Genomic DNA, 23,770 nt, shown 5'->3' with positions numbered 1-23,770 from the left:
CTGGCAGAAATTCACGTTTGGTCAATCCCTAGCTTAGTGAGGATAGTTTGTGCACTCTATAACTTCGTCCACGCGCGAGCAATGACTTGACCCCTCCCTATTTTCTTTTAAAATAAACTTTAGTACCCTATTTTTTTTGTGCCCAAGTCTCAAAATAAGACCGCGAGGATGATCGTCATGATTTGTGCAAGCGGCTGCTTGACTTTCCTTGTTGCGTGTTGATACACATGGAAAAAAGATGAGTGAATACTCCATCGTTATCTCGCTTTCAGGTTACTCCGTGCTGAGAAACAGCATTTAAGGGTCCATATGCCCCTTTATGAGCAACACGCCTCAAACGATCATGTCCTCTGGAGTTGACCTGTTGAAGATAATATTCCTCGGAACTGGAGGCACAATGCCCACTCAGCGAAGAGGGGTATCCGCAATTGCGCTAAAGAGGAACCGGGAGCTTATCCTCTTTGACTGTGGCGAAGGAACCCAGCGTCGCATGTTAGAGGCAGGTCTTGGGTTCCGAAGACCAACTAAAGTCTTCATCAGCCACCTCCATGGGGACCATGTTCTGGGCCTCCCTGGCTTACTCCAGTCCATGACCCTTCTCAACCGGGAGAAGCCACTAGAGGTCTATGGTCCAACGGGCCTAAAGAATTTTATTAGAGCCTTCAGCGAAACCCTAGGTGGTCCCGGATTTCCAGTTAAGTTATACGAGATCGTCTCTGAGGGGGTCGTCTACCAAGGATACGAGTACTCTATGGCAGCAGTGGAGGCGGACCACGAACCTCCCAGCTGGTCCTATATCCTCAAGGAACACCCTAAGCCTGGGAGGTTCCATCCAGAAAAGGCAGAGGCTCTCGATGTGCCGAAAGGGACCCTATGGAAGCGGCTTCAGCAGGGGGAGGATGTGGTACTCGAGGATGGGAGATCCATAAAATCTTTGGAGATTGTCGACCCGCCTAGATTGGGACTCAAGGTCACTTACAGCGGAGACACAAGGCCCAGTGAGAAGCTTGCTATGGCTGCCGAAGGATCTGATCTCCTCATCCACGAGGCCACTTTTGACGACACGCTAACAGAGAGGGCTGGGATATACAGGCACTCCACAGCCGCCCAGGCCGCAGAGATCGCTGTCAAAGCAAATGTGAAAAAGCTGATTCTCACCCATATCAGCTCCAGATACCCCGAACCTTTTCACCTCCTAGAGGCGGCGAAGGCGATATTCTCTGAGACAACAATCGCTGAGGATCTCTATGAGATAGAGTTGTCTTGATGCTATCACTTCAAATCTTCAAGGAGCCGGATGCTCTCTGAAATGGCATTGTGGGACTCTATGGTGACCCAGCCGTCGAAGTGTGACTCTCTGAGGGCCTCCATAACCTTGCCCCAGTCGACGGTACCTTCGCCTATCCGGAGGTGGGTATCCCTATCTCCTTGGTTGTCGCTCGCGTGGACGTGGGCTATCCTGTCCCCGAATCTCCTGATGAACTCTAGCTCTTCGCCCCTGATATGAGCGTGGGCGATGTCGAGGACCATAGGCGGCTCAAACCCAACTTGGTTGAAGAAGCGCCTGAAATCTTCCACTGACTTCATTAGGAAGGGGAAGGGCTCCGGGAGATTTTCTATCATGGCCCTTACCCCCAGGGTTTTGGCATATTCTACGAGGCGCCTAACTGATTCAATGTTGATACTCCAGGCCGTTCCCTTGGGGAGTGCCCATTCTAGAGCTGTAGTATTCCCAGGGTGAAAGATCCATCTGTCTGCTCCCAGATCCGAAGCATACTTGATGGAGGACTCTAGGCGTCCTAGGATGGTCTCCCGTACATACGGGTCATTCGCCCCTATATTGACATCCGTATAAGGAGAGTGAACCGCATATTCCAAGCCGTGGGCCTCTTTGATCTCTAGGAACGCCTCGACCCGGGAGCGGGACAGCGCGTGGGGCCCGGTGTCCATTAACTCGATGAACTTGGTTGGAGCCCTTAGGATAAGTGGCATTACCTCCTCTAGCGGCTTGTTTAGACAGAAAAGAGTGGATACAGCGATCTCCATGGATAACTTGTAGAGGTGATGGTTCCCTTTGAAGGTTAGCCTCTGTTGATCAGAATGGTTAACTCTTTTATTTCATCCTACTACCAAAATCGATTAGAGTCGTGACAACTTGATTGAGCTGAACCAAGGGGGCCTACTGAGTCGAGGCCATTGACTGGAATCCCCTCAATTTCCTCTGATATCTCACCTATCGGGGCTCCACATACAACTCGATCATCATCTTGGACGAGAAGACCACCCTCGTCGATATGGTGAAGAAAAAGTTCTTCTCAGATATGTTGGAATATTCAGTGAGATCGTGGACCCTGCAAGATTAACTACCTAGTCTCCTACCACACGGAACCAGATCACACGGGATGCATCGTAAAGCTCCTTAGGTTCACAAAAAATGCAGAGATCGTTGCCTGAGATTTGGGTGTGAAAAACCTTCGAAGATACCATAGGGATGATCTAGAGATATCACCTCTATAATGGACACATCCTTGATAAGCCGGGGCACAGGGGCCCTCAGGTTAACAGCGGTCCCCTGAGTCACTGGCCTGGCTCGATGGTCAACTGAATCCCTGAGAACAAGGTGCTTTTTTCCATCTATTCACTTTAGCAACACATCTCCTCCTTAGAGAGGTTCTCTAACGAGGCTAAACCGGATGTACTGATGAACGAGACGCGCATTCATTACGTCCATATGTTCATGTATCTTTCAAATAGCGTTGGTAGGCCTCTTAAGACGTTAGGAGCCTTGGAGATCGATGTAATAGGTCCCAGCCATGGTATCCTTTGGATGAGTATTATCTGGAAAGTCATGGAGAACTACCTTGGATGCATCGCGGGGAGGCACTTCAAAAGGTGATCATCGTTTATGACACTATGTGGAATTGTACCCCCGCAATTGCTAGGGACACCTTGGTGAAGACTTGGTTGAAGGCGGCATTGAGGTCTATCTGCACACGATTGGAGTCTCCATAACGGCGACGCCCTCGGTGATATCCTTAAGGCAAAAGCGGTGCTAGTTGATTCCCCTTCATTACCATTAAGGTCTTCTTTCTTGTCGCCTCATTTTTAACTTTATAAAGGGATTTAAACCCCAATCAAAGTTCGGAGCTTTCTTCTGCTCCTGAGTTTAGGAAGGGGGAGTGAGGAAAGACTTTGAATCTGACCGAGTCTGTGGGAATTGAGTTTTTCGAAGCGGACCTCTAATGTAAGTTCAGGCCTAACGCTAGGTGCCTGCTGAAAGCTAAGGCGTTAGGCAGAACCCTCGCGGAAAAAAATACTTGTCACCTAACTTCTCGTCCCTAGATCATGGGGAGAAGGAAGTTTACATAGAAGATCATCTGAAACCAGGTCAGAAAAGAACTCAACACCACTCCTGCGGCGATCTGCATCTTGTTGTGGGCTTTGAGCTCGAGTCTCGCCCAGGCCACTGGGATCAAGAGAAGCAATAGGGGGGCTATTCTGCTTCCGAGTTGGAATATCAAGGCCGTAAGAGGCCCCATGACCCCGACCATATGGATGCTTATCTTCCACGAAAGGGTGATGAAGAGCATCACGATAGCGTTTCCAAAGTAGCATGCCATCAGGGCAGTGACCGCAAACGGGGCCTTAAACCAGAGGAGGCATATGACTCCCATGAGGTATGACGCCATGGCCCAAAGAAATGGCTCGGTCCTCGTGGACCTGTCCGAAGCGTAGATGTCCGGGATTGTTCCCTTCCTGACCAAATAATAGGTAGAGGAGAGAGGTAGCACAGCCCCGAATATGGTGGCTATCGCTATGATTAAGTTGGGGTTTTCGTGCCTCTGGGTAAGTATAAGGGGTACGAAGGTCAGCACGGCTAATAGGGGGGCGTTCATAGCTGCTGAGATAAAATTTGCAAGTTGTCTCTTATTCAATAATATTTCACTTACCGTATATATCCAGCTAGGATTAATACCGGCTTTTAACCTTTACTTGTTGAGGGCAACAGCAGGTCAATACTTTTCCTCCCTCAACACTACAGACCATTGTAAAAATGCAGTCTCCATCATCAATGATGGGTTTGCAGATTGGGCAAGGAGTGAACTATTTTCGCTCATTTCTTTTTCCCACGGTAGTCCTTGATGGCCTCGTGGAGGGCGTCTGCAGCGAGGTTGCTACAGTGCATCTTTACAGGGGGGAGCCCCCCAAGCTCGTCTGCGACAGTCTGCTTGGTGATCTCCATGGCTTTGTCTAATGTCTTTCCCTTAGCGAGTTCTGTGGTCATGCTAGTAGTGGCTATTGCTGCTCCGCATCCAAAGGTCCTGAACTTGATATCGTCAATTTTATCATCTTTGACCTTGATGTAGATGGACATCATGTCACCGCAGACTGGATTTCCCACTGAGCCGACCCCGTCGGCGTCTTCAAGCTCCCCGACGTTCCGGGGGTTTCTAAAGTGGTCTAGAACCTTCTCGCCGTACATCATCTCAGCTCCTCGGGGGTGAGAGGCGACATCGCGCGCAATCTTCCTACAACCTCTGACATCTGCTCTATTACGTAATTCACATGCGCTTTGTTATTTACCTTTCCCAGCGTATAGACGAGACTACCATGAGCCTCCTCGTGCTTCAGCCCTATAGCCCTGAGTACATGTGAGGGTTCTAGGGTCTTCGCAGTACAAGCTGATCCCGAGGAGACGTTGATACCGAGTTGGTCGAGGCTTAGGATGAGGGCCTCTCCCTCGATATAGCTGAATCTTATGTTCGCGTTGTTGGGTAGTCTCACGCTTGGGTGGCCATTTAGGTAGGACTCCGGGATGGTTTCGATCACTCCTCCGATCAGAGCATCGCGAAGACCGGAGAGGCGCTTTCCCTCGGCGCCCATCTCAGCAGAAGCAAAATCAGCTGCAGCTCCCATCCCCACGATTCCCGGGACATTCTCGGATCCAGATCTGATCCCATTCTCTTGACCCCCTCCGATTATCTGGGGCTTCACCCTCAGCCCCTTCTTAATATAAAGAGCTCCCACCCCTTTTGGTCCGTATAATTCATTGGAGGATATGGTCATGAAATCCACGCTCTTCGTATTGACGGCTATCTGCCCGGCGGCAGCAGTAGCATCAGTATGAAACAATGCGCCATTCCTGTGAGCGATCTCCATCGCTTTCTCAATGGGCTGGATGGTTCCAATCTCTCCGTTGGCTGCCATGACTGAAACTAAAATAGTCTTGTCGTTCACTAGGCCTTCTAGTTCCCCGAGTTCAACGATTCCCTGATTGTTCACGGGAGCATATTTAACCTCAAAGCCCTCCTTGTAGAGCTCCTTCCCAACGTTAATGGATGAGATATGCTCTATGGCTGAAAGGATAATGCGGTTTCCTTTTTTCTTGTATCTCCGGGTTGCACCCCCAATCCCGAGGTTGTTGGCTTCGGTCGCGGAGGATGTGAAGACGATCTCCGCTGCCTCAGCCCCGATGAGGGAGGCCACCTGTTGTCTAGCTCGGTTTACTGATTTGAGGGCATCGAAGCCCTTTCCGTGGAAGCTGGCTGGGTTCCCATAGGTTTCCATGAAGTATGGGGTCATTACCTCTAAGACTCTAGGGTCAACTGGCTTCCCGGCTCCGTGATCCATGTAAACTTTCATGGACATCTCATTAGGATTGAGGTGGGCTTTTAAAAACCTTCAGCATTTGATGCTTTATGGAAGACGGGAGCGAACAAAGATGGCCAAAAATGGAAAACTAGGATGGATTGATTGGGAACTGTTCAAGCAGATTAGGGCGTCCATGCCCCTAGCCAGCGTCGATATCCTGGCGATCCACCAGGGGAGGCTGCTCCTTATGAGACGTGTAAATGATCCAGGGAGGGGTGTTTGGTTCATTCCGGGGGGAAGGATCAGATACGGGGAGACTCTGAATGATGCGGTGCTTAGGGAGCTCAGGGAAGAAACGAGCCTCATACCTGTTAGCATGGAGGTGAAGGGGAGCATGTGCCACTTCTGGAGCGATGCCCACTACGTTACAACTTTTTTCAGGATCGATGTATCCGGAGACATTGTTTGTATGAATGATGAACACGACAAGTACCTATGGGTCTCCGTGCTCCCCGATGATACTCATCCTCTGGTTAGGGAGATGGTTGAGCGAGCGGGGATATTTGAGAAGTGATGTAGAGAGCGGTCCCGCCCCCCGGAGTTGAACCGGGAACCCTCCGGTGTCTGCTCATGGCTTGATTACCATCGCCCCGCAGGGCGTTGACTACAGCCGGATGCTCTGCCATTGAGCTAGGGCGGGTTACGATTCCGATATCCGGCTCGGAACAAGAAAGATTCATTCCTCATAGATTTAAGTCATTTTGTTAGGTTAATCTACCTAACAAGAGCCTATCTGGCCCCTCCCCTTCCGGGGAAGTACTCTTTCGCCCCCGGTAAGTAGAGAGCTCTGCTGTATTCCTCCATAAACTCCACGTCGACGAGGAGGTCAACGTAGACTGTTCTTTCAGCGATTTCTTTTGCCTCTCTCTTTTTCTCCATTGACATAAGCGTCGCGTAGGCCCCGGAGAGGCTCCCGTTACCGATGGGATGTACCCCTGCGTTAGGGAGCTCCGGGAAGATACCTAGCTTCATCGCGTTTCCGAGGTCGGTGTATGTGCCAAAGGCCCCAGCGATGTAGAGGTGACGTATGTCATAGATGCTGACCTTGAGCTTTTTCATGAGCACCGTGATGGCGCCGCAGGCCGCGGCCTTGGAGTCTATCACGTAGTCAAGGTCAGCCTGGGTGAGGACAATATCCTGACCTATAGTGGTCTTGTGTTCTGGGACGACGACGTATTCGAGTCCCCACTTACCCTCACGGACCAGATCTGTCTTGCCGATGATGAGCTTTCCCGCAAAGTCTAGGAGTCCCACACCGAAGAGCTCTGCAACAAGGTCTATGATCCCTGAGCCACAGATTCCTTTCACCCTTACGTTTCCGATGGTGGTATATTCCGCCTCGTAGGTCTTTGGATCAATAGTGACATGGTCTATGCCTCCTCTGGCACCTCGCATTCCGTGGCGGACACCTGTCCCCTCGAAAGCGGGGCCTGAGGCGCAGCTGCTGCTGAAGAGCCAGCTGTTATTCCCGAAGATGATCTCCCCGTTGGTGCCAAGGTCTACCATGAGGCTGAGCTCCTCACTCTTGTGCATCCCAGAGGCGAGGACGTCCCCTATTGCGTCACCTCCGAGAAATCTGCTAACGTTGGGGACGCAGTAGGCATATGCCTCAGGGTTGACGTTGAGACCAAGGTTTTTTGCCTTCCTGATTATAGGCTCTCTGGAGACCTCGACGTTAGCGATCTCGAGGTATTCAGGATTTATCCCTGCAAAAAGGTGGTTCATCACCGTGTTGCCCCCGGCACAGACGTCTGTAATATCGTTGGGGTCGACTCCAGTCTCTCTAGTGACCTGGGCGATGACGTCGTTTATGGCACTCACTACGATCTTCTGGAGCTTGTTGAGCCCTTCCTTGGTGCGGGCGAAGGAGATCCGGGTTACAAGCTCCTCACCGTATGTAATCTGGCGGTTCATCTCCGAAGCCCGAGCCATGATATTTCCCGTGTTGAGATCTACAAGAAACCCAACTACGGTGGTAGTGCCAATGTCAACGGCGAGGCCGTAGTTGTAGGCCGTCCTTTCCCCGGGCTCTATGTCAATAATCTCCGGGAATCCATTGGTCTTGGAGACTGTGGCTGTGACGGGACCGTCCCCAATGACCTGTAGCTCTCCATAGACCTCCTCTCCCACCCGAGGCTGGACTCCCATGTAGCCCTTAAGCCTGATGGCTCTATGGGGAATCAGCAGGGAGTTATTAACGAAGGGCAATGCCGCGACAAGGTGCTTCCGGGAGCTGGGATCTGGTTCATCTAGGATTAGCTCGGCGCTGAGGAGTATCTGGGGTTTGTTTATTCTGCTCTCCGTGGGTATAGTGAATACGCAGTTGCTGAGGAGGCGAGTGGTGCATGCAAGCTGGTAACCCTCTTCTAGCTCCTTATGACTCAGAAACTTCAGGGGGGCGTCGGAGAAGACCTTGATGTCTCCGCTCTCGTGGATAACTCGGCACTTTCCGCAGAACCCCTTGCCCCCACAGAGGCTCTCGATTCTTACTCCGCCCTCCTGCATCACCGTGAGTAGGGTGTCTCCTCTCTTGGCGGTCAGCTCGATGTTAAGGGGATTGATGAGAACTTTCAAGGTCACGGATATAAATTCACGATGGGGGCCATAAAAACATTTCACGTTAGATCGTTGGTCTATCCATCGAAAATTTTCTTTATGTTCTTTTCAAAGGGTGGGCGTATTATTCCCTTTTCAGTGATGAACCCGTTGACGTAGCGAGCCGGTGTTACATCAAAAGCGGGGTTCCTGACCTTGAAGTCTTCTCCCGCTATCATCACCCTGCAATCTTTACCGGCTTCGTCTACTCCCCACATGCTCGTAATCTCCTCGGGTCCCCGCTCCTCTATCTCAATCTCATCCCCGCTCCGGGTATTGAAGTCGAAGGTCATCCGGGGGGCTGCGACATAGAACGGTATGCCGTTTTCACTAGCAACTACTGCCTTCTCATAGGTCCCGATCTTGTTAGCGACATCTCCGTTGGCGGCGATTCTGTCGGCCCCCGTGATGAGGAGGTCAACCTCACCCCGGAGCATAAAGTGACCCGCGGCATTGTCGACGATGAGGGCATAGGGGATTCCCTCCTGCTTCATTTCCCATGCTGTTAGCCTAGCCCCCTGGCACCGAGGTCGGGTCTCATCGACCCAGACGAAGATCCTCTTTCCACTAGCGTGGGCGTGGCGGATGGGACTCAGGGCGGTACCATAGTCGATGAATGCAAGGGCCCCTGCATTGCAATGAGTAAGTACCTTGTATCCCTCCTCTATGAGGGTGTTACCATGCTCCCCTATTCTTTTTGATGCTTCAAGATCCTCCTCAGCGATTCTGTCTGCTTCGGCTACAATAGCTTCAACTCTTTTGGGGATAGTGCAGATGGAACCAGCTGTGAGGCACCTATCAATAGCAGCGAAGAGGTTCGCTGCTGTGGGCCGAGTGTTCCTTAGCATGTCTGCGGATTCATTTATGTATTCATTGAATTTTTTCGGGGCGAGGTCTTTTGCTTCTAACGCAGCCTGGGCCATACCATATCCTGCAGCTACTCCGATGGCTCCGGCTCCTCTAAGGATCATGATATTAATGGCCTCCGCTGTGTCCCTATGGTTTTTCAAGGTAAGTATCTTGAACCTGTGAGGGAGGGCCCTTTGGTCTATGAGTTTAACGTCTGAACCATCTCTCCAAATGGTATAGCTGCTCTTTTCTTCGCCGTTTACTGTGATTCTCATGATTTGCTCTCCCTGATGTAAATCTCAGGTTCCAGTGGTAAAAAAGATTAGCTTACGCGCGAAAAAACAAAATAATAAAATGTGATTAATGATTCAGCACATTTAACGGGGCCAACGGAAGGGGCTTTCGACATCGGAAGTTATTTGAGGACCTTCCCAGTCTTTCGGAACCAGAGGTAGAGGTCCATCTCCCCAAGGGGCATGTCTATCCTCCTAGAGACCTCGGCGAGGATGCCCTCGTATTCTAGATATCTCCTTTTGGTGATGCTCTTCGGTCGCTCGTCAAGGATGCCGTGGTCTACCATATTGGAAAGTATATGGCGATCTATGATCGCTATATCTAGGTAACCGACGTTTCTAAGAAAGTGGCTGGACTCCTTCCAGCCAATGCCTTTGACGTTCTTCACGAGCCATTCCCGGGCGGCCTTAATATCTTCGAATCCCTGGATTGTCCCCTTAAGTGTGGGGGCCAACTTCCTGGCGTTGAATATGTACTCTGCTCGTTTCTCGGCGAACCTGTGTCCCTGAGTCTTCAGGACCTCCTTCACTTGGTCGAGGTCGCTGTTGAGGAGGGCATTGCGATCGCAGAGGGCGTTGACACAGAGCTGGCCCAGTCTGGCACTTGAGTAAGCTGTAAGAAGGCAGTATGCGAGTTCCTCAAACCATTTCTCGGTGCCCGTCTTCTTGACCTCGAGGAACTCAGCTATCCGGTTCTCAACAATGGTACGGAGCGCAGGGTCATCTCTGAGTTTGAGGACCTCACCGGTCATGGTCTTAACTCCTATTGACGGTGCTGTCATCACTTCTCTTACTCTGTGGGTTAGACGACAGGATTTAAAGATGGTTAAAGTTGTTCTCATTCTGATGAAGAATAGTTTCTTAATATTAGATCCTATACTATAGCTGGATAGTTCTATGTTTTCGCTGAGCGATGCTTATTTTGATTTAGAGAATATGCAGGTGAGGGTCATCACCACCCATAAGGTGCCGGTTGTGGAAACCTCTGGTATCTCTATCAAAGAGACTGAGGTGGGGCGGGAGCTCACCATTTCCCTCTGGGTCGCGATGATGCTTATTGATGCTGGTCTCGCTAGGTTCACGGAAGATGGTGTAACAGATGAAGAGTGGACTCAAATACACTATCGGGAGCGGTTCCAGCCTCTTGGGAAGCCTTCTCCTCTTCCTGATGACTTCTACTCCAAGGTTTATCTCACATTCATGAGGGAGATGAGGGTGATGTCTGGGGAATCAGCTAGCGCTGAAAAAATGGATCGAATGAGAGGTCGTTTTCGGGATATTCTAGAAAGTCGAATTGCTAAGATCACCAGGATCGCATCGGCAGAGGTGACCGCCCCGACCCGAGGGCTCCAGCCCGAGGAGACCGCCCTGTATAAAGACCTGTTCGCCCGGATTTCGTCATGGAGAAGATCTATGAAAAAACTTGGAAACAAAGACTAGCGCGCGCCCTGTCTCTGCCAGAACCGATGGGATTCCTTCTTAAAAATGCGTAAAGCTTCATAGGAATATTTTTTGATTGATAATTTTATTTGTAACATAATGTAGTATAACTTATATTTTATTAGACATTTCTTTCTTGTTCTCTTTATCAACTCAAAGTTTTTTTTATCTTCTACTTCTTTCTCGTTAAATGAGGATAATTTGATGAATTTCTGATTTTATTATCTCCAGATTCTCTAAACTTTACACTAACATGTATAATTTGATCTAATTGGAAAAATTTTTATTTTTCATGCCTAATAACAATTCCCAAAACTTGGATACCCTCCAATACATCAAATTACCTCGTGTTCACAGGTCATCTTTTCACTACTTATGAAATTACTGCTTCATATGTCAAGAAATTTCTAATGAGCGAATTAACCTGAAAAGAACGAAATTTTATTACATTCTGATCTTAATTCTACGTACTCCATGGCGAATCTGATCCAATCTGAGGAGTCCTTCACCCGTTTCATAGAGGGCTTCAGGGACGAGAGGGGCGAGGTAAAGTACGAGCAGACCCTCTCGGAGATGGCTGTAAAGGGTCTGAAATCTTTCACCGTAGACTTCAAGGACCTTTATTCCTTCGATCCAGACCTCGCCCGTACCACCTTGGATGCCCCTGGGGACCAACTCAAACAGTTCAGCATTGCCGCTTTCCAAAAGCTCCGCATCCGGGACCCCGCACACGCGGACTCGATCCGGGGGATAAATGTAAGATTCAGAGCTCTCCCCACAGAAACCGCCCTGCGCCGTATCGGAGCAGAGCATATCGGTCACCTAGTCATGGTCACAGGGATCATTGTTAGGGCCACCAGCATCCAGCCCTTCATCCTCAAGGCCGACTTCACCTGTGGCCAGTGCGGTGAGATCCTCGGTATTGACCAGACCGACCAGTTTCTCAAGACTCCACGGGAGTGCACCACCTGTGGCAGTCGCAGGGGCTTCGAGCTAAATGCTAAGACGTCTGTCTTCATCGACTCTCAGCGCTTAGCGATCCAGGAGCGTCCCGAGGAGCTCCCTGCTGGGCAGCTCCCCCGCCAGGTTAATGTGGATGTAAAGGATGATATCGTAGACGTCGCCCGACCCGGGGATAGGGTAAGTATTACTGGTGTTCTCAACCTGATCCGGAAGCAGACCCGTGGGGGCGCTCTCAGGGTTTTCGATTTTACCCTTGAGGCAAACAACGTGGACGTGAGCGGCCGAGAGATGGAGCTTCTAGAGCTCACCGAAGAGGATGAAGAGGAGATCCGAGAGATTGCCCAAGACCCATGGGTTCATCGCCGACTCCTCCAAAGCATCGCTCCTAGCATCTTCGGCCTCGACGAGATCAAGGAGTCAATCCTGTACCTTCTCTTCAACGGAGTGTCCAAGAACCTCCCGGACGTTCGCATTAGGGGAGACATCAACGTTCTCCTAGTGGGGGACCCGGGTACCGGTAAGAGCCAGCTCCTCATGTATGCCTCAAAGGTTGCTCCCCGGGGGCTCATGACTACAGGTAGAGGGTCTACAGCTGCTGGGCTCACCGCAGCTGTAGTCAAGGAGGGAGGCACGGGGAGCTTCACCCTTGAGGCAGGCGCCCTCGTTCTGGGGGACAAGGGGATCGTTTGCATCGACGAGATGGATAAGATGAGAGACGAAGACCGGGGCGCGATCCATCCTGCTATGGAGCAGCAGGTAGTGAGCATCGCCAAGGGGGGCATTGTCGCGACCCTCAACGCTAGGACCAGCATTCTCGCTGCCGCGAACCCAACTCTGGGCAGGTACAACCCTTATCAGACCATCGCCCAGAACATCAGCCTCCCCGTCACCCTCCTGAGCCGCTTCGACCTAATCTTTATCCTTAGGGATATTCCTGAAAAGGATAGAGACTCAAAGATGGCAGAGCACATCCTCAGGCTCCACCTCGCCGCAGGGTCCCCAGACACTGCTCACCTTAACACGGAACTCCTTAGGAAGTACATCAGCTATGCAAGGCGCACCGACCCCGTTATCACCGAGGATGTAGTCCAAGCCTTTCAGGACTATTATGTCAAGATGAGGACCGCTAGTCTCCAAGGGGGCGAGGCCTCTGCAGTGAGCATCACTGCTCGCCAGCTTGAGTCCCTAGTTCGCCTCGCGGAGGCTAGGGCTAGGGTCCATCTAAGGGAGGAGGTCACCGTTGAGGATGCCGAGGCCGCTATATCTCTGATGCAGAGGAGCTTAGAGCAGGTTGGTATTGACGTAGAGACCGGAGAGCAGGACATTGACTTACTCTATACTGGAAAGCCCCGAAGCCTCCAGAATAAGCTCCAGTCAGTCCTTGGGGTTATAGGGGAAATGGACCGGATCGAGGGAATGGTCAGGGACGACGATCTCTATGAGGCCCTCAGCTCGGACCATGGAATTGGGAGGACAGAAGCGGCCAAGCTCATTGGGACCCTCATGAGGGACGGGACTATCTACTCTCCAAGGCCAGGGTATTATAAGAGAACAGTCTGATTCCCCCCCTTCCTTTTCATCCTGGGTTCAGGGTAACTTAAGGTCCGATGCTTCGCAGAGTGAATAAAGAACTCCATTATATTGCTCTAAGTTCTGCCTGCGAAGCGAGATATGAACGGAGTTATTCCATAACCAGAAACCTCTAAAATCAACCGTGGGAGGTGGTGTCCCTATCAAAATACAGTATCTTCATTCCTGCATCCCCAATTGTATCTTTAAGCATGGTGTCGTAGTAAACTTTCTCAGGAAGTTCATACGATACGTAGACTGCTTTTGTAAGTTTACTCTTCCAGTTTGTGACCGTATTTTTTACACCATTTTCCCTCAAATAATCAGCGAGCTGTTTGGATCCAAACCTCTGCCCGGTTACACCCTTAGCGTCCTGTAAAGCTAGGAAACTCCAAGCTTCACTGAATGCCTCTACAATTGAGTCATCATCTGCGTACTTTTCTTTTATCTCATCCGGTAGTTTGCGCTCATCTTTCGACTTGAGTTTGCTTGGTCTTAGCTTCTTACCTTCGGGGGCAGATGGACTAAGGGAGTTGACGGCTATATTGTGCTGGTAGAACTCCATGGCAAGGCATTGGGTTAACCCCTCTAAACCATACTTTGATGGACAGTACGCAACCTCTGCGACGAATCCCTTGGTTGCGGAACCTGAGGATATATTGATGATACTCCCTTTACCCTGTTTTTTCATCATGGGTAAGAACAGCTTACTCAGGATGAACGGGGCACGCAAGTTTATCGAGATCGACCTATCCCATTCCCTGATAGTCGTGTCATCAAATACCTTCCAGAGGTTATCCGCTGCACAGTTGACCAGGGTATCTAGTCTTCCGTATTGTTCTTTTATATAGTCTTTCAACTGGGTCATACCATCTAGTATTAGTAGATCTGTTGGGAAGATTGCACATTTTCCACCTTTTCCTTCAATGGTCTCTTTTAGGATCAGTAATTCATCCGTCGTGCGGGATGCGGCAACGACTTCAGCACCCTCCTTAGCATATGCGAGGGCCATATATTTTCCAAATCCCCGCCCAGCCCCAGTAACGAGAATCACCTTCCCCTTTAGACTGTTCATAAGTAAAAAATTCCATGCATGTCTATTATCCTTTTTGTGGAAACTCCTGCCCTTTTCATACATTGAGACATGGAAACTAGGAGAATATTTCCCCATTAGGGGGGCCCATTAGTTAATAGATCCTAATTTACGAGAACCTAGGCTGGAGAGTCTTGACTGAATCCGTTTTATAGGTTTTTGGTATCACTTACTACTTGACATATGATATGACAGGTTTTACCACAGGGTTTGTTGCCCAATAGTATCCCGTTACATAAACAGAGGATTTCTAGGCTGATTGGTGTGCCAGTCAGAAATATCAGGCTTTTTTCGTATTTTTTTGAGTGTGTATAGTAAGAGTAACTTGTGGACATGATTTCAATACATCATTAATATTTTTATAAGTATCGGGATATACCAGTTTACATGAACTAAATTACTAAACATATCTCAGACCCACGCGTGGATTCGTAGAAAATGGTTGTACGATTTTTTCAATTTTTTCTCGTCAGTGGGCCATCTTTATACATGTTGATGGCGATTTGAATGAAATGAATCGTCATTCATGATGGGACCGAGCAATACCTTCTCCATGATAATGTTATACTCATCAAGGATAATCGGATCAAATCCGTGGAAAAATAATATTCTGGGTCTATCGCGCGATGCAATTTTGACTTTCAGATTTCCAGTAGGACTTATACACAAATAACAAGAAATTCCTCACGATGCAAAGGAATCAAATATTTCCTTTAAAGCACGAAGGACCCCTTACAATTCTTTTCTCGCTCTAAGGGACCTTCCGTTACAATTTTAAAGATAAGCTCTAGCCTCTATTGGTGGATTGGTGAGCCCTTTGAATCCTAAAGTTACGGCGGCGAGGCTTCACGAAAACGAGAGAAGGGTCCTCCTCGCTTTAGAGGGGAGAGGAAGCGCGACTACCCAGGAGCTAAGCGCTGAGACGGGGATCGCGAGAGATACTGTGGAGAAAGCGTCGGCATGGGCGGAGACAAAGGGAGTCGTCTCTTTTCGGGAGGAGGTCTTACGCAACTTTGACCTCACGGAAGAGGGGCAACTGTATATCGATGAGGGTCTGCCAGAGATGAGGCTGATCACTCTTGTAGCAAAAGGTAAGAACGAAATATCTGCATTAAAAAAGGAATTTTCACGATTAAATATCGCCTTAGTGTGGGTCAGAAGGAACGGTTGGGCCACAATCAAGGATGGTAAACTTAGTTTGACTCTAGAAGGTTCGAATAGCATTGGTTTACCTACTCTTGATGAGGGTATTCTGCACAACATTAGAAACAACTCAGTTACCCGAAATCCATCGGCAATTTATAGTGAGAGATTAGATTTGTTGATTAGACGGAATTTAGTCGTTTCCATCGAGGACATGAAACGATGGGTTAAACTTACAGAATATGGGAAAACCCTTCTACCTACACTTAAAAAGATGAGAGAGACTCGTGTCATCACTCAGATTACGCCCAAGATCCTTCAGAACGAATCGTGGAAAGGAGCCAGTTTTCAAGAATATGACGTAACCCTCCCTGTGCCTATCATATACCCGGGGAAGCGCCATTTCATCAGCTCCATCATCGACTACATTCGTCGCTTTTGGGTTGAGCTCGGCTTCAAGGAGATGACCGGAGATTACCTTGAGCTGAGCTTTTGGAACTTTGATGCCCTCTACCAGCCCCAAGATCACCCAGCCAGGGATCTCGCAGACACGTTCTACCTAAAGACCCCCTATAAAGGGCGCCTCCCGAACAGTGATATAGTAGAGAATGTGAGGCGGACTCACGAGAACGGCTGGACCACGGGCTCCACGGGATGGATGTATAAGTGGGACCCAGAGGTCTCTACCAGGAACTGTCTCCGAACCCACACTACAAGCCTCAGCGTAAACCAGATCGCGAAGCTCGTCGCCGACGATCTCCCCGGGAAATTCTTCAGCGTTGGCAGGGTCTTCAGAAACGAGACTATAGACTGGAACCACCTCGCTGAGTTCTACCAGACGGACGGTATAGTCATTGGAGAAGGAGTCACATTCAGGAATATGCAGGGCTACCTCAAGGCCTACCTTGAGGGGCTTGGGCTGAAGAAGTTTAGGTTCAGGCCCGGCTTTTTCCCCTACACAGAGATGAGCATGGAAGCAGAGGTCTGGATTGAGGAGCGCAGCCAATGGATGGAACTCTTTGGTGCAGGGATGTTCCGCCCAGAGGTAGTGAAGCCCCTCCTCGGAGTCGATGTTCCCGTCCTCGCTTGGGGCCCCGGATTTGATAGGCTCATAATGCAAAGTTACGGTATCGACAGCATTCGGAAACTTTACGGCAATGACCTGGAGCTGCTTCGTAATGCCAGGCTCTGGATGGAGTAAAAAAAGATGCCTGTAATAACAGTCAATATGAAAGACCTCCAAGAGCTCCTAGGAAAGAAGGTCACTACCGTAGAGCTGAAGGATAGGCTCCCTATGATGGGAACTGGGTGGGATGGGGAGACCGATGAAGGGTTCAACCTTGAGGTATTTCCCAACAGGCCGGACCTCCTTTCCCTCGAGGGACTCGCTCGGGCCTACTCAACATTCACCGGTCTCAAGAGAGGACTTAAACGATATGCTGTAACGGACTCTGGATACCGTGTCACAGTGGAAAATAAGGTGGAGGGCATCCGACCTTGGTTCGTCACCGCAGTGGTGAAGGACGTGGAGTTAAACGACTCTCTCCTAAGGAGCATCATCCAAATGCAGGAAAAGCTCCACATCACCCACGGCCGCAGGCGCAGGAAGGTCGCCATTGGCCTCCACAATATGGAGTCCGTCGAGTTCCCTATCACGTATACCACTAAACCTCCTGGCTTCAAATTCAGGCCTCTAGGAGAGAGGTTTGAGAAGGACCTCACCCAGATCCTCACTGAGATGCAAAAGGGCCTGGAGTACGCATGGATAGTGGATGGCTTTGAGGAGTATCCCATGATCTTAGACAAGAATGGGATGGTCCTTAGCATGCCTCCTATCATCAACGGGGAGTCCACCCGCCTCAGTGAGACGACCCGGGAGATCTTCGTCGACGTCACTGGCACCGATCTCAAGGCAATCACAGAGGTCCTCAACATTATCGTTACCACCTTCGCAGACCGGGGAGCCACGGTCTACACCGTCGAGAACCATTATCCTGACGGAACTGTGCTTAAAACCCCGGATCTCAGGCCTAAGACCATGGCTCTGAATATTGATTACGTGAACGGCACCCTAGGTATGGAGTACACCCCGGAGGAGGTTACCGTTCTCCTCGCGGGAATGGGCCACGATGCCCAGACAGGGGAGACCATCACCGTGGAGTACCCCTGTTACAGAACTGATATTATGCATCCCATGGACCTCGTCGAGGACGTTGCCATCTCCTATGGATATGACAAGTTCGTCCCCGAGATCCCCGAGATCGCTACAGAGGCTGGGGAAGAACGACTGGAGGTCTTCAGCAGAGGGATCAGGAACTTCCTAGTCGGCTTCGGCTTCCAAGAGGTTGTCACCTTCATGATGACCAGCCCCGAGAAGCTCTTCCATCGCATGACCCTACCCGTAGAACCCATCGTGGAGACCTCGAACCCAAAGATGGAGGGATACACTTGCATCAGGAATAGTCTTCTCCCCGGACTCATGGAGGTCCTCGCCTCTAACAAGCATCACTCCCACCCCCAGAATATCTATGAGGTCGACGACGCTGTCCTTCTAGACCCCTCCACGGCGACCGGAGCAAGGTCCGAGAAGAGGCTAGCCTTGGCGCTTTGCCATGCCCGGGCCAACTTCTCCGAGGTCAAAGCAGTCCTCAACAGCATCCTCAAGAATCTTGCTGTTGAGGCCGAGATCGAGGAGGGTGGTCTTGACTGCTTCATAGAGGGAAGGCGGTTCATCGCTACGGTAGATGGGGAGCCTTTATGCTGGGCTGGTGAAGTGAAGCCTGAATCTATCGAGGCTTGGGATCTTGAAATCCCCGTAGCAGCCCTCGAGATGAACGTGGAAAAGCTTTTCAAGCTTACCATGGCCTGAGAATCTCTTCTTCTACCCTCCGGGTTCTCAGGCTGCAGTTTTATATCCTCGCCGCCCACTCATCCATGATTCGCAGTGGAGGATAAGCCTGGCTTCCCCCCTAACGTTGCTCTTCTGGCTAGCATCATATCTGTCTCAACGGCATCGATCCTCATAAGAATGAGTGGTGCCCCCCCCCTCGCTATTGCTACCTACCGCCTCGTCTTCTCGACCTTCATCCTACTCCCCTTCTACGTCCGATCTGGGGGGTTCAATCGTCTGTTAGCATCCAGCTTCAGGGATCTTCTGTCTCTTGCTACGGTAGGTGTTGTCCTGGCCATCCACTTTGGCTCCTGGATCACGAGCCTCAGCCTAACCTCAGTGGCGAGCTCGGTGCTCTTTGTCCACGTTGATCCTATCTTCGTGGCGGTAGTATCTCACTTTTACCTCAAGGAGAGAATCGCGCGGGGGACTCTGGTAGGAATAACCCTGGCGTTTTTAGGCGCATCGACTATTGCCTTTAGCGACGCAGGTGTCAGTGATGTAAGCCTTCTAGGTGACTTTCTCGCGTTGATTGGGGCACTCATGCTGGGGTTCTACATTCTTGCTGGGAGGAGATTGCGCCAAAGCCTCAACTTGGTAAGCTATGTGACGCCTGTCTACGCCTTTTCTGCTGTAACTCTTGCCCTGGCGAGCCTAGCAGGCGGGACTAGCCTCTGGCCTTATCCCCAAAAAGAGCTCCTCCTGTTTCTCATGATTGCTCTCGTTCCCATGATTTTCGGTCATACCGTCTACAACTGGACCCTGAAATGGCTCTCCGCCCCCCTGGTATCCATCAGCCTTCTGGGGGAGCCGGTGGGGGCCACGATCCTAGCCTATATTTTTTTCGATGAGGTCCCCTCGATTCTCGCTCTTTCCGGGGGGGCGCTTATACTTCTAGGAATCTGTCTATGTGTCCGCAGCGCGCGCTAACTTGGTTTTTTCATACTGATACTATAACAAATCAATTTCAGGAAATATAGTAATCGAAAATGCAGCATTTTTTTTTATGGAAGAATAACACTCAGGCGCGATGGAATAACGAATCCTTTGACATTATCCCGCTATCTTTGAACCAGAAACGGCACTGCCTTTCATTTCTCTGCTATTAGTTTAAGTGGTTTAAGCCCGTCTCTCCCTTGAACTAGATGAGCGCCAACACCCAGGTCTCCAAGGTCCTCTACCAGATCGGGGAGGTCCTCATCATCAAGGACGACAAGTTCAGGAGTAAAGCCTTCAATACCGCCTCTCAGAGGATCTCCGGCCTTACCGAAGACATAAGGAAGATCTATGATCGGGGAGAACTCCAGACGATCCAGGGGGTTGGAAAGGGCATCGCTGCTGTTATAGCAGAACTCCTTGATACTGGGGACTCCACGGTCCTGAATGAGCTCGAGGCGAGCATTCCCCCTGGGATTCGGGCGATGATGGCTCTTGAGGGGATTGGCCCCAAGAAGGCGGTGCTCCTCCAGAAGGCGCTGGGTACACTCTCCATCGAAGACCTTGAGAAAGCAGCGAAGGGGGGTAAAGTCCAAGTGATCAAGGGATTCGGGAAGAAGACCGAGGCCAACATCTTGGAGGCCATTGATGTGCTTAGGAGCCATCAAGGCAGGTTTCTGTTAGGGGCGGTGGTCCCCCTAATTGAGGAGATTAAGGCGTACCTGTTGGAATCGAACGCTGTCCTAGCTGTGGAGGTTGCCGGCTCAGCAAGGCGGAGGAGGGAGACGGTGGGTGACCTCGACATCCTCGTCTCCTCATTGATGCCTAATGCAGTGTCCGAGAGGTTTATATCAATGTCACCTGTTACGCGGGTCGTATCTCACGGTTCCACGAGGAGCACCGTCTTTATGGAGGACTCACTTCAAGTCGATCTGCGGGTGGTCCACCCGAGGTCTTATGGGGCTGCCCTGCAGTACTTTACGGGCTCCAAGGATCACAACATTAAGCTACGTAACATAGCCGTCAGGGCGGGGTACAAGCTCAACGAGTACGGCCTCTTCTATAGGGAGACCGACGAGGTCGTTATGGGCGATAACGAGAAAGGGATCTACCGAGCTCTGGAGATGGATTGGATTCCTCCGGAGCTCCGGGAGAATCGAGGGGAGATTGAGGCAGCGGTAAGGGACACGCTCCCCAACTTAGTCACAATGGACGACATCAAAGGAGACTTCCATATTCACAGTACCTGGAGTGATGGCGCCGCTAACATCGAGGCCATGGCAGAAAAGGCACTGAGCCTGGGGCTCGAGTTCATGGCCATCTGCGACCACACCAAGAGCCTCTCCATCGCGAACGGTCTCAATGAGGACCAGCTCAGGGAGCAGATGAAACAGATTGACCGAATCAACGAGGATCTAGATGGTTTCACCATCCTAAAAGGGACAGAGTGCGATATTCTCCCAGACGGGCGTATGGACCTTCCAAACTCCCTCCTTAGGGACCTGGACTTTGTGGTGGGGAGCGTCCATAGTGCTTTCCGTCAGGACGCCGATACGATGACAAAAAGGATCCTCAAGGCGATCCACAATGAGAACGTTGACTGTATCGGTCACCCAACGGGGAGGCTCATTCAGAAGCGTCGCTCCTATGATGTGAACCTTGGGAGGGTCTTCGAGGCTGCAGCAGAGCAAGGGGTTATGATGGAGGTCAACTCATACCCCGAGAGGCTAGACCTCAATGACGTCAACTGCAAGGCGGCGAAGGAACAGGGCGTAAAAATGGTCATTGGAACCGACAGCCATTCGCCTAGCCAAATGGAGTTTATGTCTTTTGGAGTATCCGTGGCCCGGAGGGGATGGCTTGAGAAGGAGAACGTGGCGAATAGCTACTCTCTGGAAGAACTTGAGCCACTTTTATCAGGAAACTAGAGGAAGAGCCTCTCAAACCAGCCAAAGATGAGGTCTCTGCTCTTTTTCCAGGTCACCAGGATAGAGAAAATGAGGGATCCCCCTACCATGACAAATGAGGCCGTCATGCCTCCTACAGAACCAGTGAGACTTGTGAACACGATGCCTCCAATCACGGCCCCCAGGGTATACAAGGTCGTCTTCCCGATACACTCTACTATAAAGAGCTTCGCGAATGGAAGCTTTCTCGACCCTGCAAGGAGCACAATAGGGGTGTCAGGCAGTGGAGTCACCGCCACCAGGAGGACCGCCCAGAGGCCGTACTTTTTGATCCATTTGCTCAACCGGCTGTCGTCCTCGAGATTCTCCTCGAAGCTTTCAGCGACTCCCCAGCCCAGGAAATATGTACTGATCTCCCCAATGGCTGCCCCGATTCCGGCGCTGGCGCCGAGGACGATCGGATTGTAAATTGAGGCGAGAGGGAGGAACATGGGGATAAACATATCTCGTGCCACCACCGTGAGATGGCTCATCATTGAGGCGATGAATATTCCACCGAGACCGAAATGGCCCAGGGTCTCAGGATTCACAGTCCAACGCCAGAGCAAGACCCCTGAGAGGATCGCGACAAAGGCGACCGCCGTCAGACTTATTATAGCTTTTGGCTTCATCTTCTCTCCTCGAAAGGATGTTTTTTACCTCGTTATATCAGAGGCGAGATTTCAGGTTATTGGTGGAGTAGGGGGTTATAGAATACCCCTCCTGGCTATCCTTAGGAGCTGAGACTCTGCCTTCGCGCGCGAGCCCTAATAATTTGCGATAACCCAACGTTGATTGACAGAAATCAGTATTTTTATCATAATATTCAACTCAGACAGAGTCTTACGTTCTTGCTTGAGTTTTCTCGATAATTGTTAGGAACAGATTGAAGAATGGCTGGAGAGGTCCAGTGGATGAAAGGATTCGTCGTAGATTTGTTACGTCAGATATTGTTAGCGTTTTGAATAGCATAATCATTATTAGGTATATCACCGCGTAGGCTGTTCCGCCTAGGAATAGTTGAGGCCAGTCTTTAAGATATAATGTTGGTAGGATAAGGTTGATTGGAGCAAAGGCAATGGCTGAGGAGAGATAGATCTTACCCGAAGATTTCCAGTCTAATAAGAAATCAAAGTTCCGGCTTATCCAGAACAGGATATAGAGGACTCCTGTAAGGGTGGCGATATTCATGGTTATCAGGAGTCCAGTGACGCCCATCAGGGGAATAAGGTAAAGGCTTAGAGGTAGCCCGATGATGAAAACCAGCACGCTGCTGATGAATTGTGGCCTCGTTTTCCCTTGGCCGTTGAGAAGCCCACCGTTTATCTGGTAGCCGAGCCCTATCAGCAGAAACGGAATGCAGACAAGCCTAAGGTAGTAGGGTGTATACCTATAATCATTGCCAAAGACGATATGCACGATTGGGTCGGACAAAAGGATAAGAACAGAAGTAATGGGAATAGTAATTAGTGCAGAGTACTTTACAGCGTTCTTATATACTTTCTCCAATTGACCATTGTCATTTTTAGGTATTTTTGAGAATAGAGGAAATAAAACAGTAGAAATCGGTATTGTGAAGAAAGCTATAATCATCGGGAAATTCGTTGCAGCCTGATAATTTCCTACATCAGAAGGAGTTACATTCAATGCCATCAGGAAGTTGTAGATCTGTAATATTACACCGTTTAGAAGTATTGAAAGGAAAAGAGGTACCCCATATGAAAGTAATTTTTTTGATGCTTCCATAATGTAGGTAGTCTTTTCGACTTCTTTTTTCTGCTTCACATATGTAAACAGTATTATACCGATTCCAACAAGCCCTGCTACTAAAATTGAAGTAGTATGTCCTGCGGCAGCTCCTATGACCCCAAATCCAAAAAATACTAGTAATGGCGCAAATATGCTCTTTATTATGGATTGTATTATAACAAGAAGACTCACTAGTTTCATTCTTTCGTATCCAATGAAAATTGATTTAGCCGTATTGAGCAAGGACATGGCAACAAGGTTCAAGGAGGATACTTGAATCAGCACACGGATTTCGGGTTGGTGGAATACTTGTGTGGCTAGAAAACCAGATAATAGGAAGACCAGTATGGTTAGAAAAAAACCTACAAGCACATCAATAGTAAGACCCGCTTTAAGAAATATTACTGCCTCATTAGTTCTTCCTTCTGAACGATATTGAGCTATATATTTTATTAGCGCACTATTTACTCCGAGATCTAGGAATATCCCTGCGATATTAATTGGAATCATTGCGATCGTGAATTGCCCGTAATTGGTTGCTCCTAGAACTCTAACGATAAGGATCATTGCCAATGCCGTTATAATCGTTGACGAGATTTGCCCAATCATAAGGATCAGACTACCCCTTGCTGAATTCTGAAGATAATCAGTA

19 protein-coding genes and 1 tRNA gene are annotated in these 23,770 nt (G+C 49.9%); 9 read left to right on the top strand and 11 right to left on the bottom strand.

Features of this window, described 5'->3' with window-relative positions; genetic code table 11:
• Positions 1-364: 364 nt before the first annotated feature.
• Positions 365-1,267, top strand: a complete 903-nt coding sequence (locus QGG23_07140; GenBank protein ID MDP6049198.1) for a ribonuclease Z — start codon at positions 365-367, stop codon at positions 1,265-1,267.
• 5 nt (positions 1,268-1,272) lie between these two features.
• Here QGG23_07140 and QGG23_07135 read toward each other — a convergent pair whose 3' ends face one another.
• On the bottom strand, positions 1,273-2,046 hold the full coding sequence (locus QGG23_07135; protein MDP6049197.1) for a sugar phosphate isomerase/epimerase family protein: 774 nt from the start codon (positions 2,044-2,046) through the stop codon (positions 1,273-1,275).
• Between the two features lie 655 nt (positions 2,047-2,701).
• On the opposite strand from QGG23_07135, the gene QGG23_07130 reads away from it, so the two are divergent.
• Positions 2,702-2,896: a hypothetical protein gene (locus tag QGG23_07130; protein ID MDP6049196.1), complete on the top strand. Its 195-nt coding sequence runs from the start codon at positions 2,702-2,704 to the stop codon at positions 2,894-2,896.
• A gap of 442 nt (positions 2,897-3,338) precedes the next feature.
• Here QGG23_07130 and QGG23_07125 read toward each other — a convergent pair whose 3' ends face one another.
• The 3 genes from QGG23_07125 to QGG23_07115 form a co-directional block, all read right to left on the bottom strand.
• Positions 3,339-3,935, bottom strand: a complete 597-nt coding sequence (locus QGG23_07125; protein MDP6049195.1) for a hypothetical protein — start codon at positions 3,933-3,935, stop codon at positions 3,339-3,341.
• Between the two features lie 179 nt (positions 3,936-4,114).
• Positions 4,115-4,483 carry a Fe-S cluster assembly scaffold protein NifU gene (nifU, locus tag QGG23_07120; GenBank protein MDP6049194.1) on the bottom strand — a complete coding sequence of 123 codons (369 nt, stop codon included), beginning with the start codon at positions 4,481-4,483 and terminating at the stop codon, positions 4,115-4,117.
• The gene (locus QGG23_07115; protein ID MDP6049193.1) at positions 4,483-5,649 is read right to left on the bottom strand and encodes a cysteine desulfurase family protein; all 1,167 of its coding nucleotides are present in this window, start codon (positions 5,647-5,649) and stop codon (positions 4,483-4,485) included. Before QGG23_07115 ends, nifU begins: the two co-directional genes overlap by 1 nt.
• Before the next feature lie 73 nt (positions 5,650-5,722).
• Between QGG23_07115 and QGG23_07110 the strand changes: the two genes are divergently transcribed.
• Complete coding sequence (locus QGG23_07110) at positions 5,723-6,166, top strand: NUDIX domain-containing protein (GenBank protein MDP6049192.1); 444 nt, start codon at positions 5,723-5,725, stop codon at positions 6,164-6,166.
• 12 nt (positions 6,167-6,178) lie between these two features.
• Here the strand turns inward: QGG23_07110 and QGG23_07105 are convergent.
• From QGG23_07105 to QGG23_07090, 4 genes are all read right to left on the bottom strand, one after another.
• Positions 6,179-6,292: transfer RNA gene (locus tag QGG23_07105), tRNA-Tyr, on the bottom strand.
• A gap of 89 nt (positions 6,293-6,381) precedes the next feature.
• Positions 6,382-8,232, bottom strand: coding sequence for an ASKHA domain-containing protein (locus tag QGG23_07100; GenBank protein ID MDP6049191.1), 1,851 nt, complete (start codon positions 8,230-8,232; stop codon positions 6,382-6,384).
• 53 nt (positions 8,233-8,285) lie between these two features.
• Positions 8,286-9,371, bottom strand: coding sequence for an S-methyl-5-thioribose-1-phosphate isomerase (gene mtnA / locus QGG23_07095; protein MDP6049190.1), 1,086 nt, complete (start codon positions 9,369-9,371; stop codon positions 8,286-8,288).
• A 140-nt stretch (positions 9,372-9,511) separates the two neighbouring features.
• Positions 9,512-10,171 carry an N-glycosylase/DNA lyase gene (locus tag QGG23_07090; protein ID MDP6049189.1) on the bottom strand — a complete coding sequence of 220 codons (660 nt, stop codon included), beginning with the start codon at positions 10,169-10,171 and terminating at the stop codon, positions 9,512-9,514.
• Between the two features lie 160 nt (positions 10,172-10,331).
• Between QGG23_07090 and QGG23_07085 the strand changes: the two genes are divergently transcribed.
• Together QGG23_07085 and QGG23_07080 are read left to right on the top strand one after the other, a co-directional pair.
• Entirely contained in the window at positions 10,332-10,829 is a 498-nt protein-coding gene (locus QGG23_07085; GenBank protein MDP6049188.1) for a DNA replication complex GINS family protein, read from the top strand.
• A 474-nt stretch (positions 10,830-11,303) separates the two neighbouring features.
• Positions 11,304-13,352: a minichromosome maintenance protein MCM gene (locus QGG23_07080; GenBank protein MDP6049187.1), complete on the top strand. Its 2,049-nt coding sequence runs from the start codon at positions 11,304-11,306 to the stop codon at positions 13,350-13,352.
• 148 nt (positions 13,353-13,500) lie between these two features.
• Here the strand turns inward: QGG23_07080 and QGG23_07075 are convergent, their stop codons facing one another.
• Positions 13,501-14,499, bottom strand: coding sequence for an SDR family oxidoreductase (locus QGG23_07075; protein ID MDP6049186.1), 999 nt, complete (start codon positions 14,497-14,499; stop codon positions 13,501-13,503).
• Positions 14,500-15,262: 763 nt separating this feature from the next.
• On the opposite strand from QGG23_07075, the gene QGG23_07070 reads away from it, so the two are divergent.
• From QGG23_07070 to polX, 4 genes are all read left to right on the top strand, one after another.
• Positions 15,263-16,798 (top strand): phenylalanine--tRNA ligase subunit alpha, encoded by a 1,536-nt coding sequence (locus tag QGG23_07070; protein MDP6049185.1) that lies wholly within the window; start codon positions 15,263-15,265, stop codon positions 16,796-16,798.
• Positions 16,799-16,804: 6 nt separating this feature from the next.
• Positions 16,805-18,466 carry a phenylalanine--tRNA ligase subunit beta gene (pheT, locus tag QGG23_07065; protein ID MDP6049184.1) on the top strand — a complete coding sequence of 554 codons (1,662 nt, stop codon included), beginning with the start codon at positions 16,805-16,807 and terminating at the stop codon, positions 18,464-18,466.
• 75 nt (positions 18,467-18,541) lie between these two features.
• On the top strand, positions 18,542-19,417 hold the full coding sequence (locus QGG23_07060; protein ID MDP6049183.1) for a DMT family transporter: 876 nt from the start codon (positions 18,542-18,544) through the stop codon (positions 19,415-19,417).
• A gap of 215 nt (positions 19,418-19,632) precedes the next feature.
• A complete protein-coding gene (polX, locus tag QGG23_07055; GenBank protein ID MDP6049182.1) occupies positions 19,633-21,351 on the top strand; it encodes a DNA polymerase/3'-5' exonuclease PolX in 1,719 nt (572 codons plus the stop codon).
• Here the strand turns inward: polX and QGG23_07050 are convergent.
• Both QGG23_07050 and QGG23_07045 read right to left on the bottom strand, forming a co-directional pair.
• Positions 21,348-22,001, bottom strand: coding sequence for a VTT domain-containing protein (locus QGG23_07050; protein ID MDP6049181.1), 654 nt, complete (start codon positions 21,999-22,001; stop codon positions 21,348-21,350). The genes polX and QGG23_07050 overlap by 4 nt on opposite strands.
• A 211-nt stretch (positions 22,002-22,212) precedes the next feature.
• On the bottom strand, positions 22,213-23,770 hold a 1,558-nt coding region (locus tag QGG23_07045; protein MDP6049180.1), incomplete at its 5' end, for a flippase.

The sequence above is a fragment of the Candidatus Bathyarchaeota archaeon genome, assembly GCA_030739585.1.
GTDB lineage: Archaea > Thermoproteota > Bathyarchaeia > TCS64 > TCS64.
This window is presented reverse-complemented; position numbering and strand designations above follow the sequence as displayed.

Bases quoted from the DNA above. Each gene is read 5' to 3' on its own strand.
- pheT (MDP6049184.1), top strand. From the start codon at position 16,805: ATGCCTGTAATAACAGTCAATATGAAAGACCTCCAAGAGCTCCTAGGA.
- QGG23_07115 (MDP6049193.1), bottom strand. From the start codon at position 5,649: ATGTCCATGAAAGTTTACATGGATCACGGAGCCGGGAAGCCAGTTGAC.
- nifU (MDP6049194.1), bottom strand. From the start codon at position 4,483: ATGTACGGCGAGAAGGTTCTAGACCACTTTAGAAACCCCCGGAACGTC.
- QGG23_07110 (MDP6049192.1), top strand. From the start codon at position 5,723: ATGGCCAAAAATGGAAAACTAGGATGGATTGATTGGGAACTGTTCAAG.
- QGG23_07080 (MDP6049187.1), top strand. From the start codon at position 11,304: ATGGCGAATCTGATCCAATCTGAGGAGTCCTTCACCCGTTTCATAGAG.
- QGG23_07130 (MDP6049196.1), top strand. From the start codon at position 2,702: ATGAACGAGACGCGCATTCATTACGTCCATATGTTCATGTATCTTTCA.
- QGG23_07050 (MDP6049181.1), bottom strand. From the start codon at position 22,001: ATGAAGCCAAAAGCTATAATAAGTCTGACGGCGGTCGCCTTTGTCGCG.
- QGG23_07135 (MDP6049197.1), bottom strand. From the start codon at position 2,046: ATGGAGATCGCTGTATCCACTCTTTTCTGTCTAAACAAGCCGCTAGAG.
- polX (MDP6049182.1), top strand. From the start codon at position 19,633: ATGAGCGCCAACACCCAGGTCTCCAAGGTCCTCTACCAGATCGGGGAG.
- QGG23_07075 (MDP6049186.1), bottom strand. From the start codon at position 14,499: ATGTATGAAAAGGGCAGGAGTTTCCACAAAAAGGATAATAGACATGCA.
- mtnA (MDP6049190.1), bottom strand. From the start codon at position 9,371: ATGAGAATCACAGTAAACGGCGAAGAAAAGAGCAGCTATACCATTTGG.
- QGG23_07090 (MDP6049189.1), bottom strand. From the start codon at position 10,171: ATGACAGCACCGTCAATAGGAGTTAAGACCATGACCGGTGAGGTCCTC.